Source organism: Flavobacterium stagni, from assembly GCF_004122105.1.
GTDB classification, from domain to species: domain Bacteria; phylum Bacteroidota; class Bacteroidia; order Flavobacteriales; family Flavobacteriaceae; genus Flavobacterium; species Flavobacterium stagni.
On record NZ_SBKN01000001.1, the window covers coordinates 1 to 22689 of the forward strand.

At 39.1% G+C, this 22689-nt stretch carries 23 protein-coding genes, 1 tRNA gene and 1 rRNA gene; 6 read left to right on the plus strand and 19 right to left on the minus strand.

Annotated elements, in window-relative coordinates; all coding sequences use genetic code 11:
- Positions 1 to 214: ribosomal RNA gene (locus tag EQG61_RS00005) — 16S ribosomal RNA — on the minus strand; the annotation flags it as partial.
- Between the two features lie 682 nt (positions 215 to 896).
- Positions 897 to 2132, minus strand: a complete 1236-nt coding sequence (locus EQG61_RS00010; protein WP_129459829.1) for an ABC transporter permease — start codon at positions 2130 to 2132, stop codon at positions 897 to 899.
- On the opposite strand from EQG61_RS00010, the gene EQG61_RS00015 reads away from it, so the two are divergent.
- Positions 2113 to 3438: an exo-beta-N-acetylmuramidase NamZ family protein gene (locus EQG61_RS00015; protein WP_235829002.1), complete on the plus strand. Its 1326-nt coding sequence runs from the start codon at positions 2113 to 2115 to the stop codon at positions 3436 to 3438. The genes EQG61_RS00010 and EQG61_RS00015 overlap by 20 nt on opposite strands.
- Here EQG61_RS00015 and EQG61_RS00020 read toward each other — a convergent pair.
- Complete coding sequence (locus EQG61_RS00020; RefSeq protein WP_129459830.1) at positions 3435 to 3659, minus strand: hypothetical protein; 225 nt, start codon at positions 3657 to 3659, stop codon at positions 3435 to 3437. The two genes, EQG61_RS00015 and EQG61_RS00020, sit on opposite strands and share 4 nt — an antisense overlap.
- Positions 3660 to 3701: 42 nt before the next feature.
- Positions 3702 to 4202, minus strand: coding sequence for a YkgJ family cysteine cluster protein (locus EQG61_RS00025; protein ID WP_394345554.1), 501 nt, complete (start codon positions 4200 to 4202; stop codon positions 3702 to 3704).
- A 30-nt stretch (positions 4203 to 4232) separates the two neighbouring features.
- On the opposite strand from EQG61_RS00025, the gene EQG61_RS00030 reads away from it, so the two are divergent.
- A complete protein-coding gene (locus EQG61_RS00030; RefSeq protein WP_129459831.1) occupies positions 4233 to 4934 on the plus strand; it encodes a class I SAM-dependent methyltransferase in 702 nt (233 codons plus the stop codon).
- A gap of 120 nt (positions 4935 to 5054) precedes the next feature.
- Here the strand turns inward: EQG61_RS00030 and EQG61_RS00035 are convergent, their stop codons facing one another.
- The 6 genes from EQG61_RS00035 to der form a co-directional block, all read right to left on the minus strand.
- Entirely contained in the window at positions 5055 to 6212 is a 1158-nt protein-coding gene (locus tag EQG61_RS00035; protein WP_129459832.1) for an aminotransferase class V-fold PLP-dependent enzyme, read from the minus strand.
- Between the two features lie 63 nt (positions 6213 to 6275).
- Positions 6276 to 6701: a DUF2059 domain-containing protein gene (locus tag EQG61_RS00040; RefSeq protein ID WP_129459833.1), complete on the minus strand. Its 426-nt coding sequence runs from the start codon at positions 6699 to 6701 to the stop codon at positions 6276 to 6278.
- Between the two features lie 107 nt (positions 6702 to 6808).
- Positions 6809 to 7192, minus strand: coding sequence for an energy transducer TonB (locus tag EQG61_RS00045; RefSeq protein ID WP_129459834.1), 384 nt, complete (start codon positions 7190 to 7192; stop codon positions 6809 to 6811).
- Between the two features lie 37 nt (positions 7193 to 7229).
- Positions 7230 to 8030: an energy transducer TonB gene (locus EQG61_RS00050; protein ID WP_235829003.1), complete on the minus strand. Its 801-nt coding sequence runs from the start codon at positions 8028 to 8030 to the stop codon at positions 7230 to 7232.
- Position 8031: 1 nt separating this feature from the next.
- Positions 8032 to 8664, minus strand: coding sequence for a 7-carboxy-7-deazaguanine synthase QueE (locus EQG61_RS00055; protein ID WP_129459835.1), 633 nt, complete (start codon positions 8662 to 8664; stop codon positions 8032 to 8034).
- A 6-nt stretch (positions 8665 to 8670) separates the two neighbouring features.
- Positions 8671 to 9981, minus strand: a complete 1311-nt coding sequence (der, locus tag EQG61_RS00060) for a ribosome biogenesis GTPase Der (RefSeq protein WP_129459836.1) — start codon at positions 9979 to 9981, stop codon at positions 8671 to 8673.
- Between the two features lie 92 nt (positions 9982 to 10073).
- Here der and EQG61_RS00065 point away from each other — a divergent pair, with 92 nt between their 5' ends.
- Positions 10074 to 10568 carry a hypothetical protein gene (locus EQG61_RS00065; protein WP_129459837.1) on the plus strand — a complete coding sequence of 165 codons (495 nt, stop codon included), beginning with the start codon at positions 10074 to 10076 and terminating at the stop codon, positions 10566 to 10568.
- A 95-nt stretch (positions 10569 to 10663) separates the two neighbouring features.
- On the opposite strand, the gene era is transcribed toward EQG61_RS00065, so the two are convergent.
- The 3 genes from era to EQG61_RS00080 form a co-directional block, all read right to left on the minus strand.
- Positions 10664 to 11548 carry a GTPase Era gene (gene era / locus EQG61_RS00070; RefSeq protein ID WP_129459838.1) on the minus strand — a complete coding sequence of 295 codons (885 nt, stop codon included), beginning with the start codon at positions 11546 to 11548 and terminating at the stop codon, positions 10664 to 10666.
- Between the two features lie 46 nt (positions 11549 to 11594).
- Positions 11595 to 11667: transfer RNA gene (locus EQG61_RS00075), tRNA-Met, on the minus strand.
- Between the two features lie 131 nt (positions 11668 to 11798).
- Positions 11799 to 12653 (minus strand): leucine-rich repeat domain-containing protein, encoded by an 855-nt coding sequence (locus EQG61_RS00080; RefSeq protein ID WP_129459839.1) that lies wholly within the window; start codon positions 12651 to 12653, stop codon positions 11799 to 11801.
- Between the two features lie 190 nt (positions 12654 to 12843).
- Here EQG61_RS00080 and EQG61_RS00085 point away from each other — a divergent pair, with 190 nt between their 5' ends.
- Positions 12844 to 13335 carry a DUF1761 domain-containing protein gene (locus tag EQG61_RS00085; protein ID WP_129459840.1) on the plus strand — a complete coding sequence of 164 codons (492 nt, stop codon included), beginning with the start codon at positions 12844 to 12846 and terminating at the stop codon, positions 13333 to 13335.
- A 57-nt stretch (positions 13336 to 13392) separates the two neighbouring features.
- A complete protein-coding gene (locus EQG61_RS00090; RefSeq protein WP_129459841.1) occupies positions 13393 to 14547 on the plus strand; it encodes a GNAT family N-acetyltransferase in 1155 nt (384 codons plus the stop codon).
- Here EQG61_RS00090 and EQG61_RS00095 read toward each other — a convergent pair.
- A complete protein-coding gene (locus tag EQG61_RS00095) occupies positions 14544 to 16469 on the minus strand; it encodes an ABC-F family ATP-binding cassette domain-containing protein (protein WP_129459842.1) in 1926 nt (641 codons plus the stop codon). The genes EQG61_RS00090 and EQG61_RS00095 overlap by 4 nt on opposite strands.
- A 67-nt stretch (positions 16470 to 16536) precedes the next feature.
- Between EQG61_RS00095 and EQG61_RS00100 the strand changes: the two genes are divergently transcribed.
- Positions 16537 to 16923: a DUF983 domain-containing protein gene (locus tag EQG61_RS00100; protein ID WP_129459843.1), complete on the plus strand. Its 387-nt coding sequence runs from the start codon at positions 16537 to 16539 to the stop codon at positions 16921 to 16923.
- Here EQG61_RS00100 and EQG61_RS00105 read toward each other — a convergent pair.
- The 5 genes from EQG61_RS00105 to porK all read right to left on the minus strand — a co-directional run bounded on the left by EQG61_RS00105 (position 16889) and on the right by porK (position 22655).
- Positions 16889 to 17956, minus strand: coding sequence for an NAD(P)/FAD-dependent oxidoreductase (locus EQG61_RS00105; protein ID WP_129459844.1), 1068 nt, complete (start codon positions 17954 to 17956; stop codon positions 16889 to 16891). The two genes, EQG61_RS00100 and EQG61_RS00105, sit on opposite strands and share 35 nt — an antisense overlap.
- A 60-nt stretch (positions 17957 to 18016) precedes the next feature.
- The gene (gene porN, locus EQG61_RS00110; RefSeq protein WP_129459845.1) at positions 18017 to 18928 is read right to left on the minus strand and encodes a type IX secretion system ring subunit PorN/GldN; all 912 of its coding nucleotides are present in this window, start codon (positions 18926 to 18928) and stop codon (positions 18017 to 18019) included.
- A 41-nt stretch (positions 18929 to 18969) separates the two neighbouring features.
- Positions 18970 to 20505, minus strand: coding sequence for a type IX secretion system motor protein PorM/GldM (gene porM / locus EQG61_RS00115; RefSeq protein WP_129459846.1), 1536 nt, complete (start codon positions 20503 to 20505; stop codon positions 18970 to 18972).
- 52 nt (positions 20506 to 20557) lie between these two features.
- On the minus strand, positions 20558 to 21187 hold the full coding sequence (gene porL, locus EQG61_RS00120; RefSeq protein WP_129459847.1) for a type IX secretion system motor protein PorL/GldL: 630 nt from the start codon (positions 21185 to 21187) through the stop codon (positions 20558 to 20560).
- Positions 21188 to 21248: 61 nt separating this feature from the next.
- A complete protein-coding gene (gene porK, locus EQG61_RS00125; protein WP_129459848.1) occupies positions 21249 to 22655 on the minus strand; it encodes a T9SS ring complex lipoprotein PorK/GldK in 1407 nt (468 codons plus the stop codon).
- Positions 22656 to 22689 lie beyond the last annotated feature (34 nt).

A 22689-nucleotide genomic window follows, 5' to 3' on the forward strand; every position in this document is an offset into this window, starting at 1 on the left:
GTTGGAACTTTAATATACCAAACATGCGAATGATATATACTATGAGGTATTAATCCAAATTTCTCTGGGCTATCCCTCTGTAAAAGGTAGATTGCATACGCGTTACGCACCCGTGCGCCGGTCTCAAAGGAGCAAGCTCCTTCTACCCCTCGACTTGCATGTGTTAGGCCTGCCGCTAGCGTTCATCCTGAGCCAGGATCAAACTCTTCATCGTAGATTTTTGATTTTTTTTGACTCGGGTTCTAGCTTAATTCTAATCTATTCAATTAGCCTTACTCTCTCTTATTTTGCTGTCAATCCAATATGTCTATGAACTTGTCTTCTCTTATTCATCCAACCTCTCTCGGTTAGCGGGTGCAAAAGTAAAACTCTTTTTTTAATTAGCAAATACTTTCGCAATTTTTTTTCGAAATCTTTTCTCTCAATCCCGAACCCCAATTCTTCCGTTTTGGGAGTGCAAATATAGAAACCTATTCCCTCTTATTCCAAATTTAAAATCACCTTTTTTTTATCTTTTTTTCTATCGGCTTGTTTCCAACTACTTACACCGCCACTTTTTTCTACCCATTACCGCAAAACAACCCTACTATGGGTTTATTCGCTGCTTTTAGCCTGCAATTCCTTTGAAAAATTCACTTGGAAAAAAGTACCTTTTGTTCATAACCGCGATTTTTTTCGTGAAATCAAGTCTGAAAAAAAGCGAACTTCTTCACTAGGTTGCCTAAAAAATGGCTTTAAAAATTGGTACTTCCCTCTTTAGCCCCGATCGAAGCGGCATCCTGAACATGGCCTCAAGCCATGGGCAGATACAGCGAAGAGCGGGAAGGTAATTCTTTAACACTATAAATGCGTGCTCCTAGAAAAAAAACTCTCCTATTATATATAAGGATATGGTTTTAATCGAATCGAATGGTTTTGGAAGGGACAATTCGGGTAATAATATAGGAAGGCAATAACAATACGATTAAACAAATGAGTATGGTCCCGACGTTGAGCGCAAGTATGTGAAGCGGATTAATGGCAACTGGAGCAACGGTGACATAATAACTTTCGGGGTTGAGATGAATGACTCCGAAAAATTTCTGTATAGACAACAGCAATAAGGCTACCCCATTCCCCCAAAGCAAACCGCGTACGATTAAATGAAAAGCATTGTAGAGGAAGATTTTCCGGATGGACCAATTGTTGGCGCCCATCGATTTTAGAATTCCAATCATTTGGGTTCGCTCTAAGATCAACACCAGTAAGGCCACCACCATATTAATGGTTGACACCACAATCATGACAATTAATATAATCAAGATATTGGCATCAAATAAGGTGAGCCAGTCAAAGATGTAATAGTATTTTTCGGTTATGGTTTCTGAATTCAAGGTAGAAGAGGTTTCGTCATAAACTTCTTCCCCTTTTTGGGCGATTTGGTCAAAATCGGATACAAACACTTCGAAGGCCCCTACTTCATCAGGACGCCAATGGTTGATGCGCTGCACCTGACGGATATCTCCAATCAAATAGGCCGAATCAAATTCTTTGACTCCCGAATTATAAATTCCCGAAACGACAAATCGGCGGGCTTTGGGCAATTTATTCTGTCCTTGAGCAAAAAAGAAGGTGTTGAATTTGCTCCCGACTTTCAATTGCAGTCGATTGGCTAGAAACTCGGAGATCAACACTTCATTGGAATAGGCGCCCGACATAGATGGAATTTTACCGGCTACTAGGTACTCTGACAACACATCCCAGCGGTAGTCTTTTCCTACTCCTTTATATATAATTCCTTCGAACGAAGAAGCGGTACGAATAATCCCGGCCTTGGCGGCAACAGCTTGGACATGATCGATGCCTTGTACATTTTTAAAACGGGGATAGAATTTTTGACGTATCGAAATCGGATCGGTACTTACATCCGACTCGTTCCCATTGAATCCAGAGATAATAATATGGCCGTTGAACGCTGCAATCTTATCACGGATTTTCTGTTGGAGTCCGACCCCCGTCGACACAGAAATCAGCATCATAAACATACCCAATGCAATTGCAATGGTTGCAATTTTTATAATTGGCGCGGAAATACTACTTTTATCCCTCTTGGAAGCCGTAAGTCGTTTTGCTATGAAAAATTCTAAATTCAATCCTATGTGTAATTGGGTGCTCAAAAATACTGTTTTATTCTTGGTTTTGCTAATGGTTTCGTGTGGTGGTATGCAGTCCAATTCACAAACAAGCAGTACAACCTCGCCAACCATAGAACAATCCAACGAACTTTTACTTACGGGAGCTGAAAACACAAAGGCTTATCTTTCGCTTTTAAAGGGAAAGAAAGTCGGAATAATTACCAATCCTTCGGGGATACTTTTTGCCAGCAATGCTGAAAATGACACCCTATCCAACGGGAAAATTATTACCGTTCATCAATTTTATCAACGTGATGAAACAGGTGGTTTTCAAAAATATAGTAAATCCATTGTTGACTTCCTTTTGGAATCCAACATAAATGTCCAAAAAATATTTGCTCCCGAACACGGTTTTCGCGGAACTGCCGATGCGGGCGAACACATTGTAGACGGCAAAGACACCAAAACGGGTTTGCCGATTATTTCTTTATACGGGAACAATAAAAAACCGAAACCCGAGCAATTGGCCGGAATTGACATTATGGTTTTTGACTTGCAAGATGTAGGCGCGCGTTTTTACACCTACATTTCCTCCTTACATTATATTATGGAGGCTTGTGCTGAAAACCATATTCCATTGCTTGTTTTGGACCGACCCAATCCGAATGGCGGTATTGTGGACGGACCTGTTTTGGAAAAAGAAAACACTAGTTTTGTGGGCATGCACACCATACCTGTTCTTCATGGAATGACCATTGGTGAATATGCCCAAATGATTAATGGAGAAAAATGGTTGAAAGACGGGAAACAATGCGAACTTACTGTGATTCCCTGCCTAAATTACAAGCGGGATATGGAATACAGCTTACCCGTTCGCCCTTCGCCCAATTTACCCAATGACCAATCCATAAATCTGTATGCAAGTTTGTGTTTCTTTGAAGGTACTAATGTAAGTGTGGGTCGGGGCACCGATTTACAATTTCAAATCTACGGTTCGCCCTTCCTCAAAAACATGCCTTTTCGTTTTACGCCTCAACCCAATTTGGGCGCCAAAGAGCCTATGCACAAAGGACAACTTTGTTATGGAGAGGATTTGTCGATGGTAAAAAAAGTGAGTCGCCTCGAATTAAAATGGCTTTTGAAAGCGTATGCGAACACGGAAGATAAAACCAAATTCTTCAATGATTTTTTCACCAAATTGGCTGGGACCAAAATATTACGCCAACAAATTGAAGCAGGACTGACCGAAGAGGCGATTCGGGCAAGTTGGAAAAAAGGTCTGGAAGCCTTCAAAAAAATACGTCAGCCTTATTTATTGTATTAGGCCAAGCGGCGTTCCATTAATTGTTTGAGGAGTTTAAAACTAAAAAACAGCGTGTAAAAAATACTAGTTAGCAATCCGAAGACGATAACCGACATGCAAAAAATTTCTAATCCAAAAGAGAACTTATTAGGATTGGGCGCATCGGTATCGATATAGGCTCCAAATAAAGTGAGTGCCAATCCTACCGCATAAATCCCAAGAAGGATAAAAACATGTCGCATAACTAAGAGTGTTTTTTACACAACGAAAACGACAGAAAAATATTACTTCGCCGGAATTCTTTTTTTCATTTCCTCGACAATATTGAAAGCAGCCGGACAAATGGACACGTTCTGCAAAGTCAAATTCGCGATTTGATAAAACTTCGTGCGATCCGTGTGCGGGTATTCCCGACAAGCTTTGGGACGCACTTCATAAATCATGCAATAATTATCCGCATCCAAAAACGTACACGGTACACTTTTCAACACATAATCGTTATCCTCATCAATGCGTAAATAGTGATCGATAAATTGCTGCGGCTTTTGGCGAAAATGCTTCGCAATTCGTTCGATATCGGCGGAAGTAAATAAAGGTCCCGTTGTTTTACAACAATTGGCGCATTGCAAACAATCCGTTTTTTTGAATTCCCGTTCATGCAATTCCTGCATTTGGTAATCCAAATCGCGCGGCGGATTCTTTTTGAGTTTATCAAAATACTTTTTGTTCTCACTCTGGCGCTCTTTTGCCAATTTCGCTAATTCGTGTAATGCTGGTTTCACCATTGTACGGTATCTTTGTGCAAAAATACAATCATGTTGGATTTATTCGGCCAAGCCATCCTCGATTTTTATACCCAAAACAATCCACAACCCTTACTTACGGAAACTTCGATTTCTGAAGAAGACGAAATGGACGTAGCGTATTTGTTTCGTACGTTTAAAAATATGCCCAAAATCGAGCAAAAAGCGCTCCAACTCGCAAAAGGTAAAATTTTAGATATTGGTGCGGGTGCGGGTTGCCATGCTTTGTATCTTCAACAAAAAGGAATGGAGGTAACGGCATTGGATCAATCTGCCCATGCTATTGAAGCTTGTCGTTTGCAAAATATTCAATCCTGCGTTCAATGTTCAGTACTCGATTACAAGCCCGAAACCCAATTTGACACGTTGCTATTACTCATGAACGGCACGGGAATTTTTGGCAAACTGAATCAAACCGCCACGTACCTCCAGAAATTAAAATCCCTTTTGTGTCCGGGTGGCCAAATTCTAATTGACAGTTCGGACCTGATTTACATGTTCGATGAAGACGAAGACGGCGGACGATGGATTCCCGATACCGGTTATTATGGCGAACTCGAATTTACACTCCATTACAAAGGGCAAAAAGAGCAATTCCCGTGGTTATATTTGGATTACAATACGCTACAAAACGCAGCCTTGGCCAACGGCTTCCATTGTGAATTGGTTGCCGAAGGCAAAAATTACGATTATCTAGCACGGTTGACGGTTTAATTTTTTGGGCAGCAATTCCGGCTTTCCGCTGTACCTGCCTGCCAGTAGGCAGGTCCCTCCACTTCGTTGCGGGGATGCCGCTTCAACCTGCCTGCCGGCAGGCTGGTCCGGGCTGCAAATCTATATTTCAATCAAATCCGTGGTTTGAATAATATCCCATAAGGCTGCATACAACGTATCCAAATCGGCAATCGTATTGTATGCATTAATTGAAAACCGCAAATACACACCATCATTCAACGGCATGACTGGAATTTGAATGTGGTATTTGGAATACAAGATTTCTTTCAACTCCATCGGTTTTGACGTACACACAGGAATACTCGCCATCTGACCCAAAAATTCTTCGGTTACGGGACAAAGGGGCTGACTATTTAACAACTTACAAAATCGCGGATATTGTTCGAGTACCATAGCACGACAGGCTTTGGCCTGCATTTCCCAATCGTTATCCTTTAAAAATTGTATCACTTGGGGCGTACATAAGTACGTTGAGTGATCATTGGTTCCTTGGTATTCGTGGTAATCCAAAAATTGACTTTCGCTAGGAAACAAACTTTCGTAGCCCCAACTCACAACCAACGGATCGAGGTCGGCTTGAAACTCCTTTTTTACATACAAAAACGAACTTCCTTTGGGGGCCAACATCCATTTGTGCAGCGTTCCTGTATAATAATCGGGGTTGAGTTCGCGCAAATTCAACGGAATATGACCCGGCACGTGTGCGCCATCAACGATAGTAATTAATCCGAGTTCTTGGGCTTTGTCACAAATTTCTTTGACGGGAAAAATGAGTGCGGTCGAACTCGAAATTTGATTGATAAAAACCACTTTCGTTTTGGAGGAATACCCTTTCCAGAAATCTTCCAGTAGTTGTTCTTTAGAAGTAATGGGTAGGGAAATGTTCTGGCGGATGTATTTCGCTCCTGATTTCTTACAATAAAAATTCCACGTACGATCCATCGCCCCATATTCATGATTGGTGGCTAATATTTCGTCACCTGGCTGCAATTGCAAACTGTGCATGATGGTATTGATGGCCTGCGTTGGATTAGGTGTAAAGAAAAAATCAGACGTATCACAACCAATGAATGCTGCCAAGGGTTCTTTGGCCGCTTTTAAATATACCGGGAGTTTCTTCTGAATAAAATGCACCGGATCGGCTTCCATCTCGCGTTGCAAATTGACTTTGGCCTCAAACACGGGTTGAGGCGTGGCACCAAACGATCCATGATTTAAAAAGGTAATCGCTGGATCCAATAAAAAGTGTGATTTCATAGCTTTTGGTCAAAAAAAATCCCAAACAAACTGTTCGGGACTTTCTTATTTTTCATGTCGTTATTATTGCATGTATTTCATCATTAACGCTTGCAAGTCCGTTTGAATATCCATCATACTCTCTTGCGACTTTTGGTTAACTTCACCTGCTTTGTCCTTCATTTTTTTACCCACTGGGCTGTTATAAAAAGCTTTCATTGCTTTGATATCTTCTTTGGTATATACTTGCATATATACTTCAGCTGTTTTTTCATTTACTTTTTTCATCAATGCATCAAATTCCACGATAAAAGCAGCGCGTTTTTCTTCAGCTACTTGGCCTACAATTTGATCACGGTATGAGTTTAACATATTTCCTGATCCGCTGGCTTCAATTACCGCTAAACATTCTTTTTTAAAAGCCTCGTCTACAGCTGGTTTGGCAGCCTCTTGAGAAAATCCTAAAGTTGATACGCAAACAAATGCGAAGGTGAAAACTAATTTTTTCATTGTATGTTTTTATTATTTGTTATAAATGTAGTGTTTTTACATTTAACTCTTTTAGTCGCTAAAAAATATTTTTTGTTACTTAATCAAATTAGATTTATCGCTTTTCTTTAAGTCTTCAATTTAAACTCAAATGGAAACTTTATTGTTATGCTTGTTGGATTCCCATTTTTTGTTGCAGGCTCCCATTTTGGCGAATTTTTTAAAACTCGTATCATCTCTGTAGCAGACTCAACATCAATAAGCTGTATGATTCGAATGTCTGTAACTTCGCCATTTTGATTAATCACAAAAGAAACCAGCATTTTCCCCTGCTTTTTTACTTTCCCAAAATCATAGTTTTGATTCACAAAATCATAAAATTTTTCAAGACCTCCTCCTTTAAATTTAGGATTAATTAGATCGCCTTGCAGATATACTTCACCATCCCCTTGAATTTGAGAAGTTACTGTAGTTGTAAACAACAATAAAATGAAAAACAAATATGGTCTCATGGTTTAATTAACCTCAATCTTAGTTGGAATAGTGATATTACCCTTTATTGTTAATTTTAATTGGAAGGGTATAACTGCAACGCACGGGCTTGCCCAATTGGTGTCCAGGCTTCCATAGCGGCGAGAGTTTTAAGACACGGATGGCTTCTTCCCCTGTTCCATAGCCAATATCTCGGAGTACTTTCAATTCGGTTAACGAACCATCTTTTTCAATCACAAAGGATACAATTACAGTGCCATTCAAACCCGGCACATCAGGAGTTCGGTAGTGCTTTGCAATCAACTTATAAAATTCATTGGGTCCACCTGGATATTCGGGTTTAGCTTCAATGCCACTAACATTATAAATGTCGTCGTCTTGTATAACATCTGTTTTTGGTACTTCATATTGGGGCATAAAAACCACTTTGCTCTGACTTTGTAATTCTGAACGATCAATACTTTCCAGTCTATACGACATCATTTTCGTTTTTACTTCCCATTTACCCGCTTTGAAGGTTAGCTTTTTTTCCACTTTTGTAATGAGGTCGGGAAACATTCCTTCTCTACTCCATTTGGGAGAAGTTGGAATAGTAGTATAAAGCTGTTGGGCAACAGCTTCGTGCATATTGTAAAGTACTATTGGATATTTGACCGAACCGTCTTCATCAATATAAAATTGAATAGTAAACCGGTATTCTAATGAAGTATCCCAAGCTACACCAGATTGTTTCTCTAAAAACTCTTCAAAGGTAGGCCAAGTCGTGGTGGGAAACACAGGCATCTTCGGCGGTTGCATCGGTTGAGCTAGGGTTACTCCCGTTACGATACACGCCAAAAACAACAATACATTTTTCATATTAGGGTATATTTAAATACTTATGTGTCTGTAAAGATACGCGCCATTTGGGATGTTGCATCACATAATCCACAATCATCGGCGTCACGATTTCTTTTTTGCTCCATTCGGGTTGCAAAAACAATACAGCATTACCATTGACTTTTTCAGCTTGTTCTTCGGCGAAAATGAAATCGTGTTTATTGTGAATAATCACTTTTAATTCGTCGGCTGCAGCATAAGCAGCATCAACCGGGAGTCGGTTTTTTTTGGGAGAAAGACAAAACCAATCCCAATCGCCTGTTACGGGATAACTCCCAGAGGTTTCAATATGCACCCGTAAATTCGCTTCTTTCAAACCTTTTGTTAACGCCGTCATGTCCCACGTTAAAGGTTCGCCCCCAGTAACCACTACCGTATCGGCATAGGATTTTGCGTTTGAGACAATCTGATCAACTGCTGTAGGCGGATGCAAATCGGCGTTCCAACTTTCTTTTACATCACACCAATGGCAACCCACATCACAACCGCCAATGCGTACAAAATAGGCAGCTGTACCGGTATGGAATCCTTCCCCTTGAATGGTGTAGAATTCTTCCATCAACGGAAGCATCAAACCTTTGTCTACGGCTTGTTGAATTTCTTTGGCTAACATAACAAACTATTTATCGCGGATGTAAATATCAATAGGCACGCCAGTAAAGTTCCAGTTTTCACGGATTTTATTTTCTAAAAATCGTTTGTACGGATCTTTTACATACTGGGGTAAATTGGCAAAAAATACAAATTGCGGCACCGGTGTGGGCAACTGCATGCAGTATTTAATTTTGATGTATTTCCCTTTTAATGCTGGTGGCGGGAAATTTTCAATTAAGTTCAACATGTATTCATTGAACTTTGACGTTTGAATGCGTTGTTTTCTGTTTTCGTAAACCTCGACAGTGGCTTCCAACGCTTTTAACAAACGCTGTTTCGTTAATGTCGAAGTAAACAAAATCGGCACATCGGTAAATGGCTCTAATTGTTTGCGAATGCGCAATTCGTATTCGCGCATGGTCATAGTTTCTTTTTCCACCAAGTCCCATTTGTTGACCAAGATGATGATTCCTTTACGGTTTTTTTGGGCCAACCAGAAAATATTTTGGTCCTGACTCTCAAATCCGCGGGTGGCATCGACCATCAATATACACACATCACTGTGTTCGATAGCGCGCACGGAACGCATTACGGAATAAAATTCCAAATCTTCTTTCACTTTGGCTTTACGGCGAATTCCGGCCGTATCCACTAAGTTAAAGTCGAAACCAAATTTGGTAAAACGGGTATCAATAGAATCGCGTGTTGTTCCGGCAATATCGGTTACAATGTATCGATCTTCACCAATCAAGGCATTGATAAACGAGGATTTTCCAGCATTGGGACGACCCACAACACAAAAACGAGGCAATTGTTCTTCTTCATCGGAAGTCTCTGGTAATTCGGGTAATACTTCTACCAATTTATCCAACAATTCTCCGGTTCCACTTCCGTTCATTCCCGAAAGGGTGAAATATTCGCCAAGCCCAAGATTATAGAATTCGTAGGCATCTTTTTCGCGGCTAGCCGAATCTACTTTGTTGACAGCAAGCAAAACGGGTTTGGTCACTTTGCGCAACAACTTGGCCACTTCTGCGTCCATGGGTGTGATTCCTTCTTCGACATCTACCACAAAAATGATGGCATCAGCTTCATCGATAGCTAATTCGACTTGTCGACGAATTTCTGCTTCAAAAATATCCTCAGAACCCTTGATGTAACCACCGGTATCGATAACCGAAAATTCTTTTCCGTTCCATTCGCTTTTTCCGTAGATACGGTCACGGGTTACACCGCTCACCGAATCAACGATCGCTTCTCTTCTTTGAATGAGTCGGTTGAAGAATGTAGACTTTCCTACATTGGGTCTTCCGACGATGGCAACAATATTGTTCATACGTATTCTAAATTGGGATGCAAAGGTAATAAAGTTGGGTGGAGCATTCTAATTTTTTGTATCTTAGTTCGTACCAATCAAACAAATAAACTATGGAAAACGAACATGCGGTCCAACTTCGGTTGCGATTTTATAAGGACGTTCCGGAGGCGGTAACGGAAATTCGCTCCAAATTTGAGCAATTCAAAACGGCATGTCCGGCCGATTATTCCATCAAAGTGAACGACACGCACATTTGGTTTCATATCGTGGGTGCGCAGAAACAATATTACTCACCCCATTTGCATTTGCAGTTAGAAGAACATCGAGAATCGGGCACGCATATTCGGGGATTGTTTGGTCCGGACCCGACATTATGGACCTTGTTCATGTTTTTGCATTTTGTGGTGGCGGGTATCTTTTTAATTTTTGGGATGATGGCGTATTCGAACTACACCATGAAATTACCCATTTTCTGGAATATCTTGACCATGGGAATAATGGTTGGCGTTTGGTTTATGCTGTATGTGGTTGCCCGACAAATACGGGAACGCGGCTTGGACCAAATGCACGAACTGGAAGCATTAATGGAAAAGGCACTTCAATAAAAAACAAAGTTTGAATTTTAGCCCCGACCCGCCTACCGGCAGGCAGGTACAGGCGAAAGCGGGAAGATACTTGAAAAATATGGGCACGTGTGCTCCTATTTTTGATTATAGCCAAAACGGCGCAATTGAAAAGCATTACTGCGCCAGTCCTTGTTGATTTTGACAAAGATTTCGAGATAAACTTGTTTGCCAAAAAACTTCTCCATGTCTTCACGCGCCATGACACCCACTTTTTTAAGGGCTGCGCCTTTGTGACCGATGATGATTCCTTTTTGGGTTTCGCGTTCGACCATGATTAAGGCTTTGATGCGAATGATATTTTCCTCTTCTTTGAATTCTTCCGTTTCTACTTCGACCGCATACGGAATCTCTTTATCATAGTTCAGTAAGATTTTCTCGCGAATGATTTCATTCACAAAAAAACGTTCCGGTTTATCGGTCAACGCGTCTTTGGGATAATACGGCGGCGAATCGGGAAGCAGGGTTAGTATGCGATCAAAGACTTCTTGCACATTGAAATTTTGCAAAGCGGAAATAGGAAAGATTTCGGCATTGGGCACTTTTTCTTGCCATAAAGCCACTTGTTCTTCGAGTTGCTCCTGATTGGATTTGTCAATTTTATTCAACAACAAAAGAACGGGGATTTTGGCGTTGATGATTTTATTGAAAAAGGCTTCATCTTTAAGTTCTTTTTCACCGATTTCGACCATATACAACAAGACATCAGCATCTTCAAAAGCGGATTTCACAAAGTCCATCATGGAATTTTGCAACTCGTAGGCGGGTTTGATGATACCAGGTGTATCCGAAAGTACGACCTGGAAATCGTCTCCATTGACTATCCCGAGAATGCGATGGCGCGTGGTTTGTGCTTTGGAAGTAATAATCGACAAACGTTCACCAATGAAAGCATTCATTAGTGTTGACTTTCCTACATTGGGATTTCCGATGATGTTTACGAAACCGGCTTTGTGTGACATGGTAATGGGATTAAATAAAAAAACCCAGCAGTTGCTGGGTTCTTAGTAGCGGGAACAGGACTCGAACCTGTGACCTTCGGGTTATGAGCCCGACGAGCTACCTACTGCTCTATCCCGCGCTGTTCGGGTGCAAATATACAACTTATATTTAAAATACAAGTCGAAATTAAAGATTTTAATTATATGATTTTTTTAAACGAACAAACCCCGTGAGACACAGGGTTTTTCGACTTGGAAATAGGGAAAAAAATTATTCTTCTTCTGCGATTGCAGTATCTCTATCAGCTTTGATGGACAAGTTAACCGCTAAACCTTGCTCGTTAATCATGGTCATGTTCATCATATCTTTGCTATACATTTTCTTAGTCACAAATCCATTGAATTTGTTGTAGGAAATATTCATAGCTGTAAGGTTGTTCATTTTTTCAATCTCAACTGGAATACGACCGTTCATTTGGTTGTCAAATAAACTCAAGGTTTCCAAAGAAGTAAGATTGGCAATTTCAGGTTTTAAGCTACCTGATAATTCGTTGCTGTTTAATTCTAGCGTACGTAACCCTTTCAAGTTGTATAATTCGGCTGGAATCTCACCAGTTAAACGATTGTTGTACAAAGAAACAATTTGCAACTGAGTTAATGTTCCGATTGAAGTTGGAATTGAACCAGTCAAATTGTTCATGAATAAGGTCAATTCTTTAAGAGAAACAGCTCCTGAAATTTCAGCTGGAATTTCACCCGACATTTTATTGAAGGACAAATTCAACACTTGAAGGTTTTTCAACTGCCCTAAAGTTGCAGGAATCACCCCTTCAATACTATTTTTAAACAACACTAAAGATTGTAAGTTTTTTAAGTCGCCTAATTTAGCCGATAAGGTCCCGGATAAATTATTATCAGAAAGATCAATGGCAACTACCTTATCATTTTCTACTTTTACACCGTACCAGTTGGCAACCGGTTTAGTCACATCCCATTTATTGGTCCACTGGGCACCATTGGTAGATTTGTTTAATTCTAATAATGCTTTTTTCTCAGAGTTGGAAACTTCAGCAAAAGCATTGACAGACAAAACTAATAAAGCAACAAGAGTAGATAATCGTTTCATGGTTATTTTGATTTGGTGATGTAAAAATACATTGTTTTGTCGTTTATAAGCAAATAAAATCGACGAAATGCATTTAAAGAATAAATTTTAATATTATAAATAGTCTTTTTCTTACAAAAATCGACAAACTACATCTTTTGTATTTTAAAATATTGTAGTTTTGGTATACTAATCAAAATCTAAACAAACTATGGAACTAGAAATGAATTGGCTAGCCATTCTATTGGCTGCTTTGTCAACACTTGTTATGGGATTTATTTGGTACAATCCCAAAACCTTTGGAAACATTTGGATGCGCGAATCGGGTGTGACCGAAGAAAAAATGAAAGGCGCCAATATGGCTTTAATTTTTGGCCTTTCCTTCATCTATGCCATTATGATTTCAATAATCCTCAACTTCCTTACTATTCACCAATGGGGTGCTGTAGGAATGATTGGCGGTAAATACAATGAAGCACTTCCTTCGTATGCCGCATTTATGAATGATTATGGAACACATTTTAGAACCTTCAAACACGGTGCATTACACGGATTCATGTCGGGCGTACTGCTTGCCTTTCCTTTGATTGCTACCAATGCCATGTATGAGCGAAGATCATTTAAATATGCATTAGTAACCAGTGGCTTTTGGATTGTGTGTTTCACAATTATGGGAGGCATCATCTGTGGTATGCCAAAATAAATCCTTAACATTTTATTATCAAACAATCGCTCTACATTTGTGGGGCGATTTTTTATTATGAGTTCGAAACTTCATTTTACTATTTATTCAAAAACAGCAGAATTGCCAACACATTGGGATGATGTGGCACAGCAGAATGCCTTCTTACAAACTCCCTATTTAAGTGTTTTAGAACAATCGGCGCCCACCAATATGGAATGTTTTTTTATTGGGATTTTTGAAGGAGAAGAACTGATAGGCGTTTCATTGGCTCAATATTTAAATGTCGATAAGCTGATTTCTTTTGGGGAACGATTGCATTGCATGAAAACCCGCGTTCGGAATTTCGCTTTTCGTCAATTTGCCTCCCATGTTTTGATTATTGGAAATAATATGATTACGGGACAAAATGGTTATGTGTTTTCCAAATCGATTGACTTCAATGACATCAGCATCCTTTTACGCGCCATGGCGGATGAAATCATTCAGTATTTTAAAAAGAAATGCATTCGCATCCATTTGGTGTCATTCAAAGATTTTTATGAAGAATGTGCAACAGAATTAAAGCAGCATCAATTTAAATCCTTGTTTGGGTTTACGGTTCAACCCAATATGATTTTTTCGTTGCGATCGGACTGGAAATCCATGGCTGATTATGTGGATTCGCTTTCCAAAAAATACCGCGACCAATACAAGCGTTCGCACAAAAAATATGAAGGAATTGAATGTGTGGAATTAACGTGGGAGCAAATTCAGCAAAATGAATCACGTCTCTACGAATTGTATTATTATGTTGCACTCAATGCCTCTTTCAATACGTTTTTCTTAGCCCCGAATCATTTTAGTACATTTAAAAAACAATGTGGCGATCGATTCAAATTATTTGGGTATTACTTTGAAGGTAAATTGGTAGGATTTCATACGTTATTGTTGAATGGAAAAACATTGGAAACCTATTTTTTAGGATATGACGCTTCCCTTCAAAAAGAGAAAATGCTGTATTTAAACATGCTCTACAACATGACCGAATTTGGGATTACCCATCAATTTGAACGCATCATCTATGGCCGTACAGCGATGGAGATAAAGAGTTCGATAGGCGCCTCACCCACACCTATGCACGGTTTTATGTACCACACCCAACCTTTAATCAATCGATGTGTGCCGCAATTATTCAAGAACTTAGAACCCCCTGTAGCTTGGGAGCAACGCCATCCGTTTAAAGAGGCTTAAGAAAAAGCCTCCAAATCCATTTGAATGGTTTCCCATTCTACTAGCAATTGATCCAATTCCCGTTTCTTTTTTTCATAGGCGCTAAAGAAATTGGCATCCTCTATATGTTTGTCATAATTATCAGCTAGTGCTTTATCATCGTGTTGAATGTCTTTCTCCAATTGCTGAATCATCGACTCTACTTTACTCAGACGATTTTGCAATGTTTTTGCTTTTTTCTGATCCTCATAGGAAAGACTCTTAACCGCTTTGATTTCGGGAGCTGGTTTGGATTCCACTTTCACCACATCTTTTTGTTCGAACTCCCGCATATTTTGTGCGTTGCGTTGTTCCAAGAAGAAATTAATATCTCCGAGATATTCTCTAATTTTTGTATCCTTGAATTCGTAAACGATATTCGCCATGCCTTGTAAAAAATCACGGTCGTGGGAAACGATCAGCAAGGTTCCTTCATAAAGTTGCAAGGCTGCCTTCAATACATTTTTGGACTTAATATCCAAGTGATTGGTGGGCTCATCCATTAACAAAACGTTAATCGGCTGTAATAACAAGCGGCATAAAGCCAAACGATTGCGTTCACCACCGGAAAGCACTTTGACTTTTTTCTCAACATCATCCCCGCGGAATAAGAAAGCCCCGAGCATGTCTCGCACTTTGGAGCGGTTAGCATCCGTGGCGGCTTCTAGCATGGTATCGAGAAGTGTTTTTTCACCATCCAAATGATCGGCTTGGTTTTGGGCAAAATATCCCAACTCCACATTGTGCCCTAATTTGATGGTTCCATCATAGGGAAACTCATCCACCATGGCTTTGATAAACGTAGATTTTCCTTGACCGTTTTGGCCCACAAAAGCAATCTTACTTCCGCGCTCCACCATTAATGAGATATCTTTCAAAACTTGCTTATCGCCAAATGCTTTAGAAACATTTTCGGCTTCAATGACCACACGACCTGGAGTTTTAGAAACTGGAAATGAGATGGCCATTACGGCATTATCGTCTTCATCGACTTCGATGCGTTCTACTTTATCTAACTTTTTTATCAGCGATTGTGCCATAGAAGCTTTAGTCGCTTTGTATCGAAAACGCTCGATTAACTTTTCTGTCTCTTCAATTTTCTTTTGTTGGTTGCGTTGTGAAGCCAATTGCTTTTCGCGGATATCTTCGCGCAATACCAAATACTGCGTATACGGTTTATTATAATCGTAAATTTTACCCAAAGAAATTTCAATGGTACGATTAGTCACATTATCCAAAAACATTTTATCGTGGGAAACAATCACAACTACTCCTGGAAATGTTTTTAAGAAATTCTCCAACCAAATGATACTTTCAATATCCAAGTGATTGGTCGGCTCATCCAACAACAACACATCATTGAACTGCAATAATAACTTCGCCAATTCAATTCGCATGCGCCATCCCCCAGAAAACGTTTCGGTAGGATTATTGAAATCTTCGCGTTTGAACCCGAGTCCGAGTAAAATCCGTTCCGTATTCCCTACATAATTGTACCCATCCAACAATTCAAATCTATGGGTATAATCCGAAAGGTCTTCTATTAATTGAGAATACCCTTCACTTTCATAATCGGTTCGTGTTGCCAACTGTTCGTTGATGGATTCTAGTTTACGTTCAACGTATTTTATCTCTTCGAATGCTTCATAAGCCTCTTCAAGCACGGTTCGTCCTTTTTCAAAATCAATATCCTGACGCAAAAATCCCAATTTAATATCGCGTTCTGTGGCAATGGTTCCGCTATCGGGTTTGATATCTCCAGAGAGAATTTTCAGCATGGTTGATTTACCGGCTCCGTTTTTGCCCACTAATCCGACGCGATCACCCGACCCTAATCGGAACGTTACTTCTTCAAACAAATAGGTTCCACCAAAGGAAACCGATAAATTATGGATATTGAGCATAAAAAATGTGACTTTAGTTACATGAGAAAGATAAGCGAAATCTTACCTTTGCTTAAAATTTTTGCAAATGTTAAAAAAAGGCTGGAAAATCAATAGTATTTTAACAGGAAGTTGTCCTCGTTGTCAAGAAGAAAATATGTATGTAGAGAAAAATCCCTACAAACTCAAGACAATTTATGATATGCATGAAGAATGCAGTCACTGCCATTTACATTATGAAATTGAACCTTCGTTCTTTTATGGTGCTATGTATGTTGCGTATGCCGTTTCGATAGCGTTTGGCGTTGCCATTTTTGTGATTACAAAATTATTTCTGGGATTGTCTACCAAAGTTTCATTCATTTCATTGGGTATTGGCATTTTGGTTTTAATGCCGGTAACCGCGCGAATTGCGAGAAACATTTATATCAATCTCTTTGTTAATTACGATAAGGATTGGAAGGAACATTCTTAACGCGCTTAATATCAATATAGGGATCCAATGGGGTCCCTTTTTCAATATGTTCAAATAAGGCTTTGGCCATGGCCGGACCCAACATGACACCGCGTGTTCCTAAACCGTTTAACACATGAAGGCGATCAAAATCGGGATGCGTCCCTACCAAAGGTCTGCGGTCTTTCACTGTGGGTCGTACGCCCGCATAGTGTTCGATAACTTCGTAATCGCATTGTAAAAAAGAATCCAAATCCTCCAGGAGTTCTTTTCTTGCTTCTTGTGTTTGGATAGCAGTTTTATCTTCCCAATTGTAGGTAGCTCCTACTTTGTATAAATCTTCCCCTACAGGTAAAACAAAAACTCCAGATTTGATGATTTGTTTTAATTTTAAATTAGGCGCTTTAATAAGCAGAAGTTCCCCTTTGGTTCCATCAAGCGGCAAATAATTGAAAAAGGGATTTTGTTGTACACCAAAGCCTTCTGCAAAAATAATGTGTTGTGCTTGTATTTCGCCATAGGTTACATCCTTTTCTCTAATTTGTAATTGAGAATAATCCAATCGTTTTGACCGGAACTGCTGGTTACTTTCTAATAATTTAATATACTCATTGACTAAAGTAGTCGTATCCACATAACCACAATGCAAGACATGACCAAATCCAAGGGGTGCATTAATATTTGAAATCTTGGTTTGTAGTAACGTTGTGGAAAGAAAAGGGGTCAAATTGGGTTTGTCAGCAGCAGTGAACCAATTGTTTTGTTCTTCAATGGAGTGAAAAATTCGAAATAATGGCAATGGAAAATCTACAGTAGTTAGTAAATCCGATTCTAATTGCTTGTAAAATGGAACCGCTAAATCAAGTTGCTCTTGCGCTTGCCAAACTGCGCTGAAGCGTTTTAAAACTACTGGATTATAGAGTCCGCCAGCTATACGCGATGAATTTTGAGATTCATCACTAATCACTATAAAGGTTTTATTATTTTGTCGACAAAACTGTGCAAAGGCGATACCCGCTAAACCTGCTCCTACTATGAGATAATCTACTTTCATGGTCAAAAAAAAACTCCCACCAAAGGTAGGAGTTTTCTATGTTGTTGATTGAAAAACTTTTTAGTAGTTCCACATATCTTGTTCAAAGTTGCGGATTTTTTCTTTCACACGTTCCGCTTCAAGAAGTTGCGTTTGTGCATTGTCTTTCATGTAATCTTGAATCGTACGGTCACCATACACGTTTTCTTCTTTGTAAATCACACCGTTAAATCGGCGCGTATTTAGCAAATGGTCAAACGTAATGGGCATTGCCGAATTTCGATCATTGAAAGCTTTTGCATCATGCAACAATCCACGTACAGATGGGAAGTATACCCAAAACAATTCGATAGGATCATTATTACCTCTCGCCTTATCACGTGCTTCTACTGCTAATGGACAAATGGCCATTAAACGGTATTTTAATTCACTCTGACGTTTGTCAAAATACCAAAATCCTTTTACTTTATAACCAGATATATCAGAGGCATCCAATTCAGTCTCATTAATAAACTGTTTATCTAATACCTTTCTACCTGATTTGTAATCATCGTAATAGTTGTTGATTTCGTCTTTACCAGCATCAGTAGTATCAATAAATTTGAACACTGATTCCATATCTTTCAACGTTTTCTTGGTATTGAAATAGTCATCACCGTAAACTTCGGTAATTTTTCCATCTTTAATACCTTTCAACAAGACAGCGAATAAAGAACGACGATCTTTACCTACGAAGGCTGTATCTACTGGATAGTATAAAGGGAAATTGATACGTTCATCCAAATCAATTTGTTCCCAAATCATTTTACCCATTAATACATCACGATCGTGAACATAACCGTAAGGTAGCGGTTTGTCATTATCGGATTCCAACTGAGCAGCCGTTTTTTTACCGATTTCATCCGGAGTTTTGGCATTCAATAAATTCGATTGCGCAGAAACTGTTGTTCCTAACACTCCGATGGCAATTAATAAAAGGTTTTTCAATTTCATTTTAATTCAGTTATTTATGATACAACGGCTTTAATCAAGCATTATTGTATTTCGTAGATTGCTGGAGCAGCAGTTTTAACATCAATTGATCCTGCACCATCTACTTTAGACTTGATATCTGAAATAGTAACTTGGTCACCTTTAGATACTCTTGCTAAAGCAGCAATACATTGTGGACTTAAACGATCACCATTAACTACGATAGAAGCTTGTCCTGGTACTTTGAATACAAATTGAGTTACACGGAATTTCAAGTCATATAAGAAGTCTGGCAATACTGCAGAAATCTGTGACGCTTGTAAACGTGATTTAGCACCTTTTTGAACACCTGGAGTACCTCCAATTGCACCTAGTGGAGCAGGGATGTTTTTGATACGGAATACTTTTTTATCTGTTACAGATTTACCGTCAGTCATTTTACCAGTAACATTGATAACTACTTCAGTTCCTGCACCTGGATTTAAATCGTATTTTCCTTTACCTAAATTTTTCAATCCAGCAGCTGTAGCTGTTACATTGTTATCCGAAATACCCGCGATAGAAATAGTCATTGGGTTAGGTAAACCACGGTAAACCACATTCATCTTATCTGCAGAAATGTTAGCATTGTTTGGACGAGGAACTACCACGTATTTCCCTTCGAAAGGTAAATTAACTGGTTTACCGTCTTCCATGAAGGTAAAGCTACCGTTTAAGTTTTGCTCACCAATGCTACCAGCTGTAGAACTGATTACTGCTTGACCGTTTACAATTTTACCAGGACCTTTGAAACTAGCTACTTTTACGTTTTCATCGTATTTACCGATAACCACTTTACCTGTAACTTGTTCTCCTTGGAAATAAACGTTTTTGTCTAAAGCAACAATTGCTTGGAAGTTTTTCAACGACATCGTTTCGATAGCCGCTTTACCTAACAAAATTTGATAGATATCTGCTTCTGCTTTTTTGATGTCATTTTGCGTTAACGCTAATTTTGATAAAGTTGCCACTGCTGGGAATCCTTTAAAGTGATAATCTAAATATTTTTTAGTTACCCCTTCACCATCTTTAACGTCTTTAGTGCTGAATTTAGCATCTAATTCGCGTACAATAGGAGTCAATTTTACATTTTCTCCCAATACCGCTTTCATGTCTGATAAATATTTAGCAAAAGCACCTACAATTTCATTTCCTTTTGGAGAATATCCATCACCTTTGAACCATTTCTCGTCAATGTTTGACTTATCCATAGCTTCATAAGGTAATTTACCTGTTTTCTCATCCAAAGGGAAATCTTTCGTGATTTCACCTTTCACAGTTTCTAAATATTCATAGAAAGTTTTTGAAATTTCCTTAACACGATTCGCTTGATCCAATGCTGCTTTAAAGTTTGCATTTTCTTCAGCTTTTGATGCTAAAACTTTCAACATATCTTCGTTGGCTTTTTTAGCACCTGCGTTAACTTCTTCAAATTTTTCGTCCATCAAACCGAACGCCGAAAGAACCTCTTTCGACATGTTCAATGCCAACATCGCGATGAAAACCAAGTACATCAGGTTAATCATCTTCTGTCTAGGGGTTAATTTTCCTCCTGCCATTTCTTCTAATTAGTTTTAATTCGTTAAAATAAATATGAGCGTTTAAAACTAATTATCGGTTGCTCATTGCAGTTAACATACCACCGTATACAGAGTTTAATGACTGTAAGTTGGATGCTAATGATTGCATTTGATCTTTTAATTTTAAGTTATTTTCAGCAACTTCGTTGTTGATTTGAGCATTTTTCTCAGCTGCTTGCAATTGAACTTGGTATAAGCTGTTCAATGTTTCTAATTGCGTAGCCGCTTTCGTCATTTCTTCAGCATATTTTTTAGTTGAAGCTACAGAATCAACTGTTGGAGAAATTGCTTTAGCAGCTCCTTCAAAGTTTTTGATACTGTTTCCTAAGCTAGCCATCAATTCACCATCGATTTTAGCTTCTTTTAATAAGTTATCCAATTTTTGAGATAACATTCCTTGAGCTTCAGTTGGGTTTTCTTTTTTCTCACGAGCTTTAGCTTGACCACCTGCTAATTCAGGATAAACTAAAGACCAGTCTAATTCTTTTTCAGGAGCATCAAAAGCAGAAAGACCGAAGATCAACGCTTCTGTACTTAATCCTACGATAAGCATCAAACTCGCACCTGGCCAGTGCATCAATTTGAATAACGCTCCAACGATTACAACAGCTGCACCCATACCATAGGTGAAATTCATAACTCTAGGTGGTAATAGTCCCATAATAATAATAATTTAGTTAGTTAAGTTTAATATAATTAAGTTAGTTAATATACAATTTTGATTAGCGTCTTCCTTTACCTGCGTTACCGGTTACTTGCGTACCCATGTAATCTTGTACTGTACGGAATCCGATGTAACTTCTGGCTGTATCTTGGTATTCGAAGTCACGTGTACCTACTTGTAGGAAATAAGCAACATCTTTCCATGAACCTCCACGAACTACCTTACGTTTGTTTGAAGTGTCCGGCACGTTAGGGTTCATCGTAGAAACGTATTCATAAGCAGCAGCATCATACGATGAATCTGTCCATTCTGCTACGTTTCCAGACATATTATATAAGTTGTAACCGTTAGGTTGGAATGATTTTGCTTCAACTGTATAAAGTGCTTGGTCAGCTGCGTAGTCTCCACGATTGGGTTTAAAGTTAGCCATAAAACAACCTCTGTCATTTTTAGCATAAGGACCTCCCCAAGGATAAGTCGCTGATTCCAGACCACCACGAGCAGCATATTCCCATTCTGCTTCGGTTGGCAAACGGAAAGAGTTTACTAAATCTCTTCCTTTTTTCTTTGACTTGATATACACATTCTTATTTAATGTTCTCCAAGCACAAAAAGCTTTGGCTTGCTTCCAGTTCACACCCACTACAGGATAATCCCCATACGCTTGGTGCCAGAAGTAGTCATTGTGCATTGGTTCATTATACGAATATGCAAAATCTTTAATCCAAGTAGTAGTATCTGGATAAACTGGCGTTTTCTCATTGCGGATGAACTTACTACGCTTACCCACTTTTGCTTTTGCAGCCGCTTGAATATCCATCCATGAATAACGGAAAACCAATTTATTCACATCGATAGTACGTAATCCATTATAAGATTCAGTCGCTGGCAAATACATAGAGTCCATTACTTCTACGTAATACTCATCTGGATATTTCTTAGTATCTGTGATTAATTTTACTTTACGATTTAGTCGTCTACCCGCATACGGATCATCAGGAGTTCCTACGCTGTAGTAATTCTCGTACATGTATTTATCGTATGGCGTCATTTTAGCAGGATCTTGATCGTTGAAAGCAAAGTCACCTATACTTCCACCGCCTTTACCTCCTTTACCAGCACCAGGCTTCACCCCTACTTCATCAGCAAGAATAGCTAAACGCACACGAATAATAGAGTCTTTAACCCATTCTACGAATTGACGGTACTCACTATTGGTAATTTCAGTTTCATCCATATAAAAGGAACGAACTGTAACCGTTTTAGTAGGCGCATCTTGTACATTGGCTAAATCGTCATCCGACTTACCCATGATATAAGCTCCACCTGGAACTAATGTCATTCCGTAAGGTTTCTCTGGATGCCATTTCTTACCCTTTACTCCTACTAATTCGCCCTTGTCACTGGACTTTCCACAGCTAGCTAACAGAGTTAATACAGATGCAAACGCAATGAACTTCTTCATATAATTTGGGTTAATTTATGTTATTTTTTTTGAG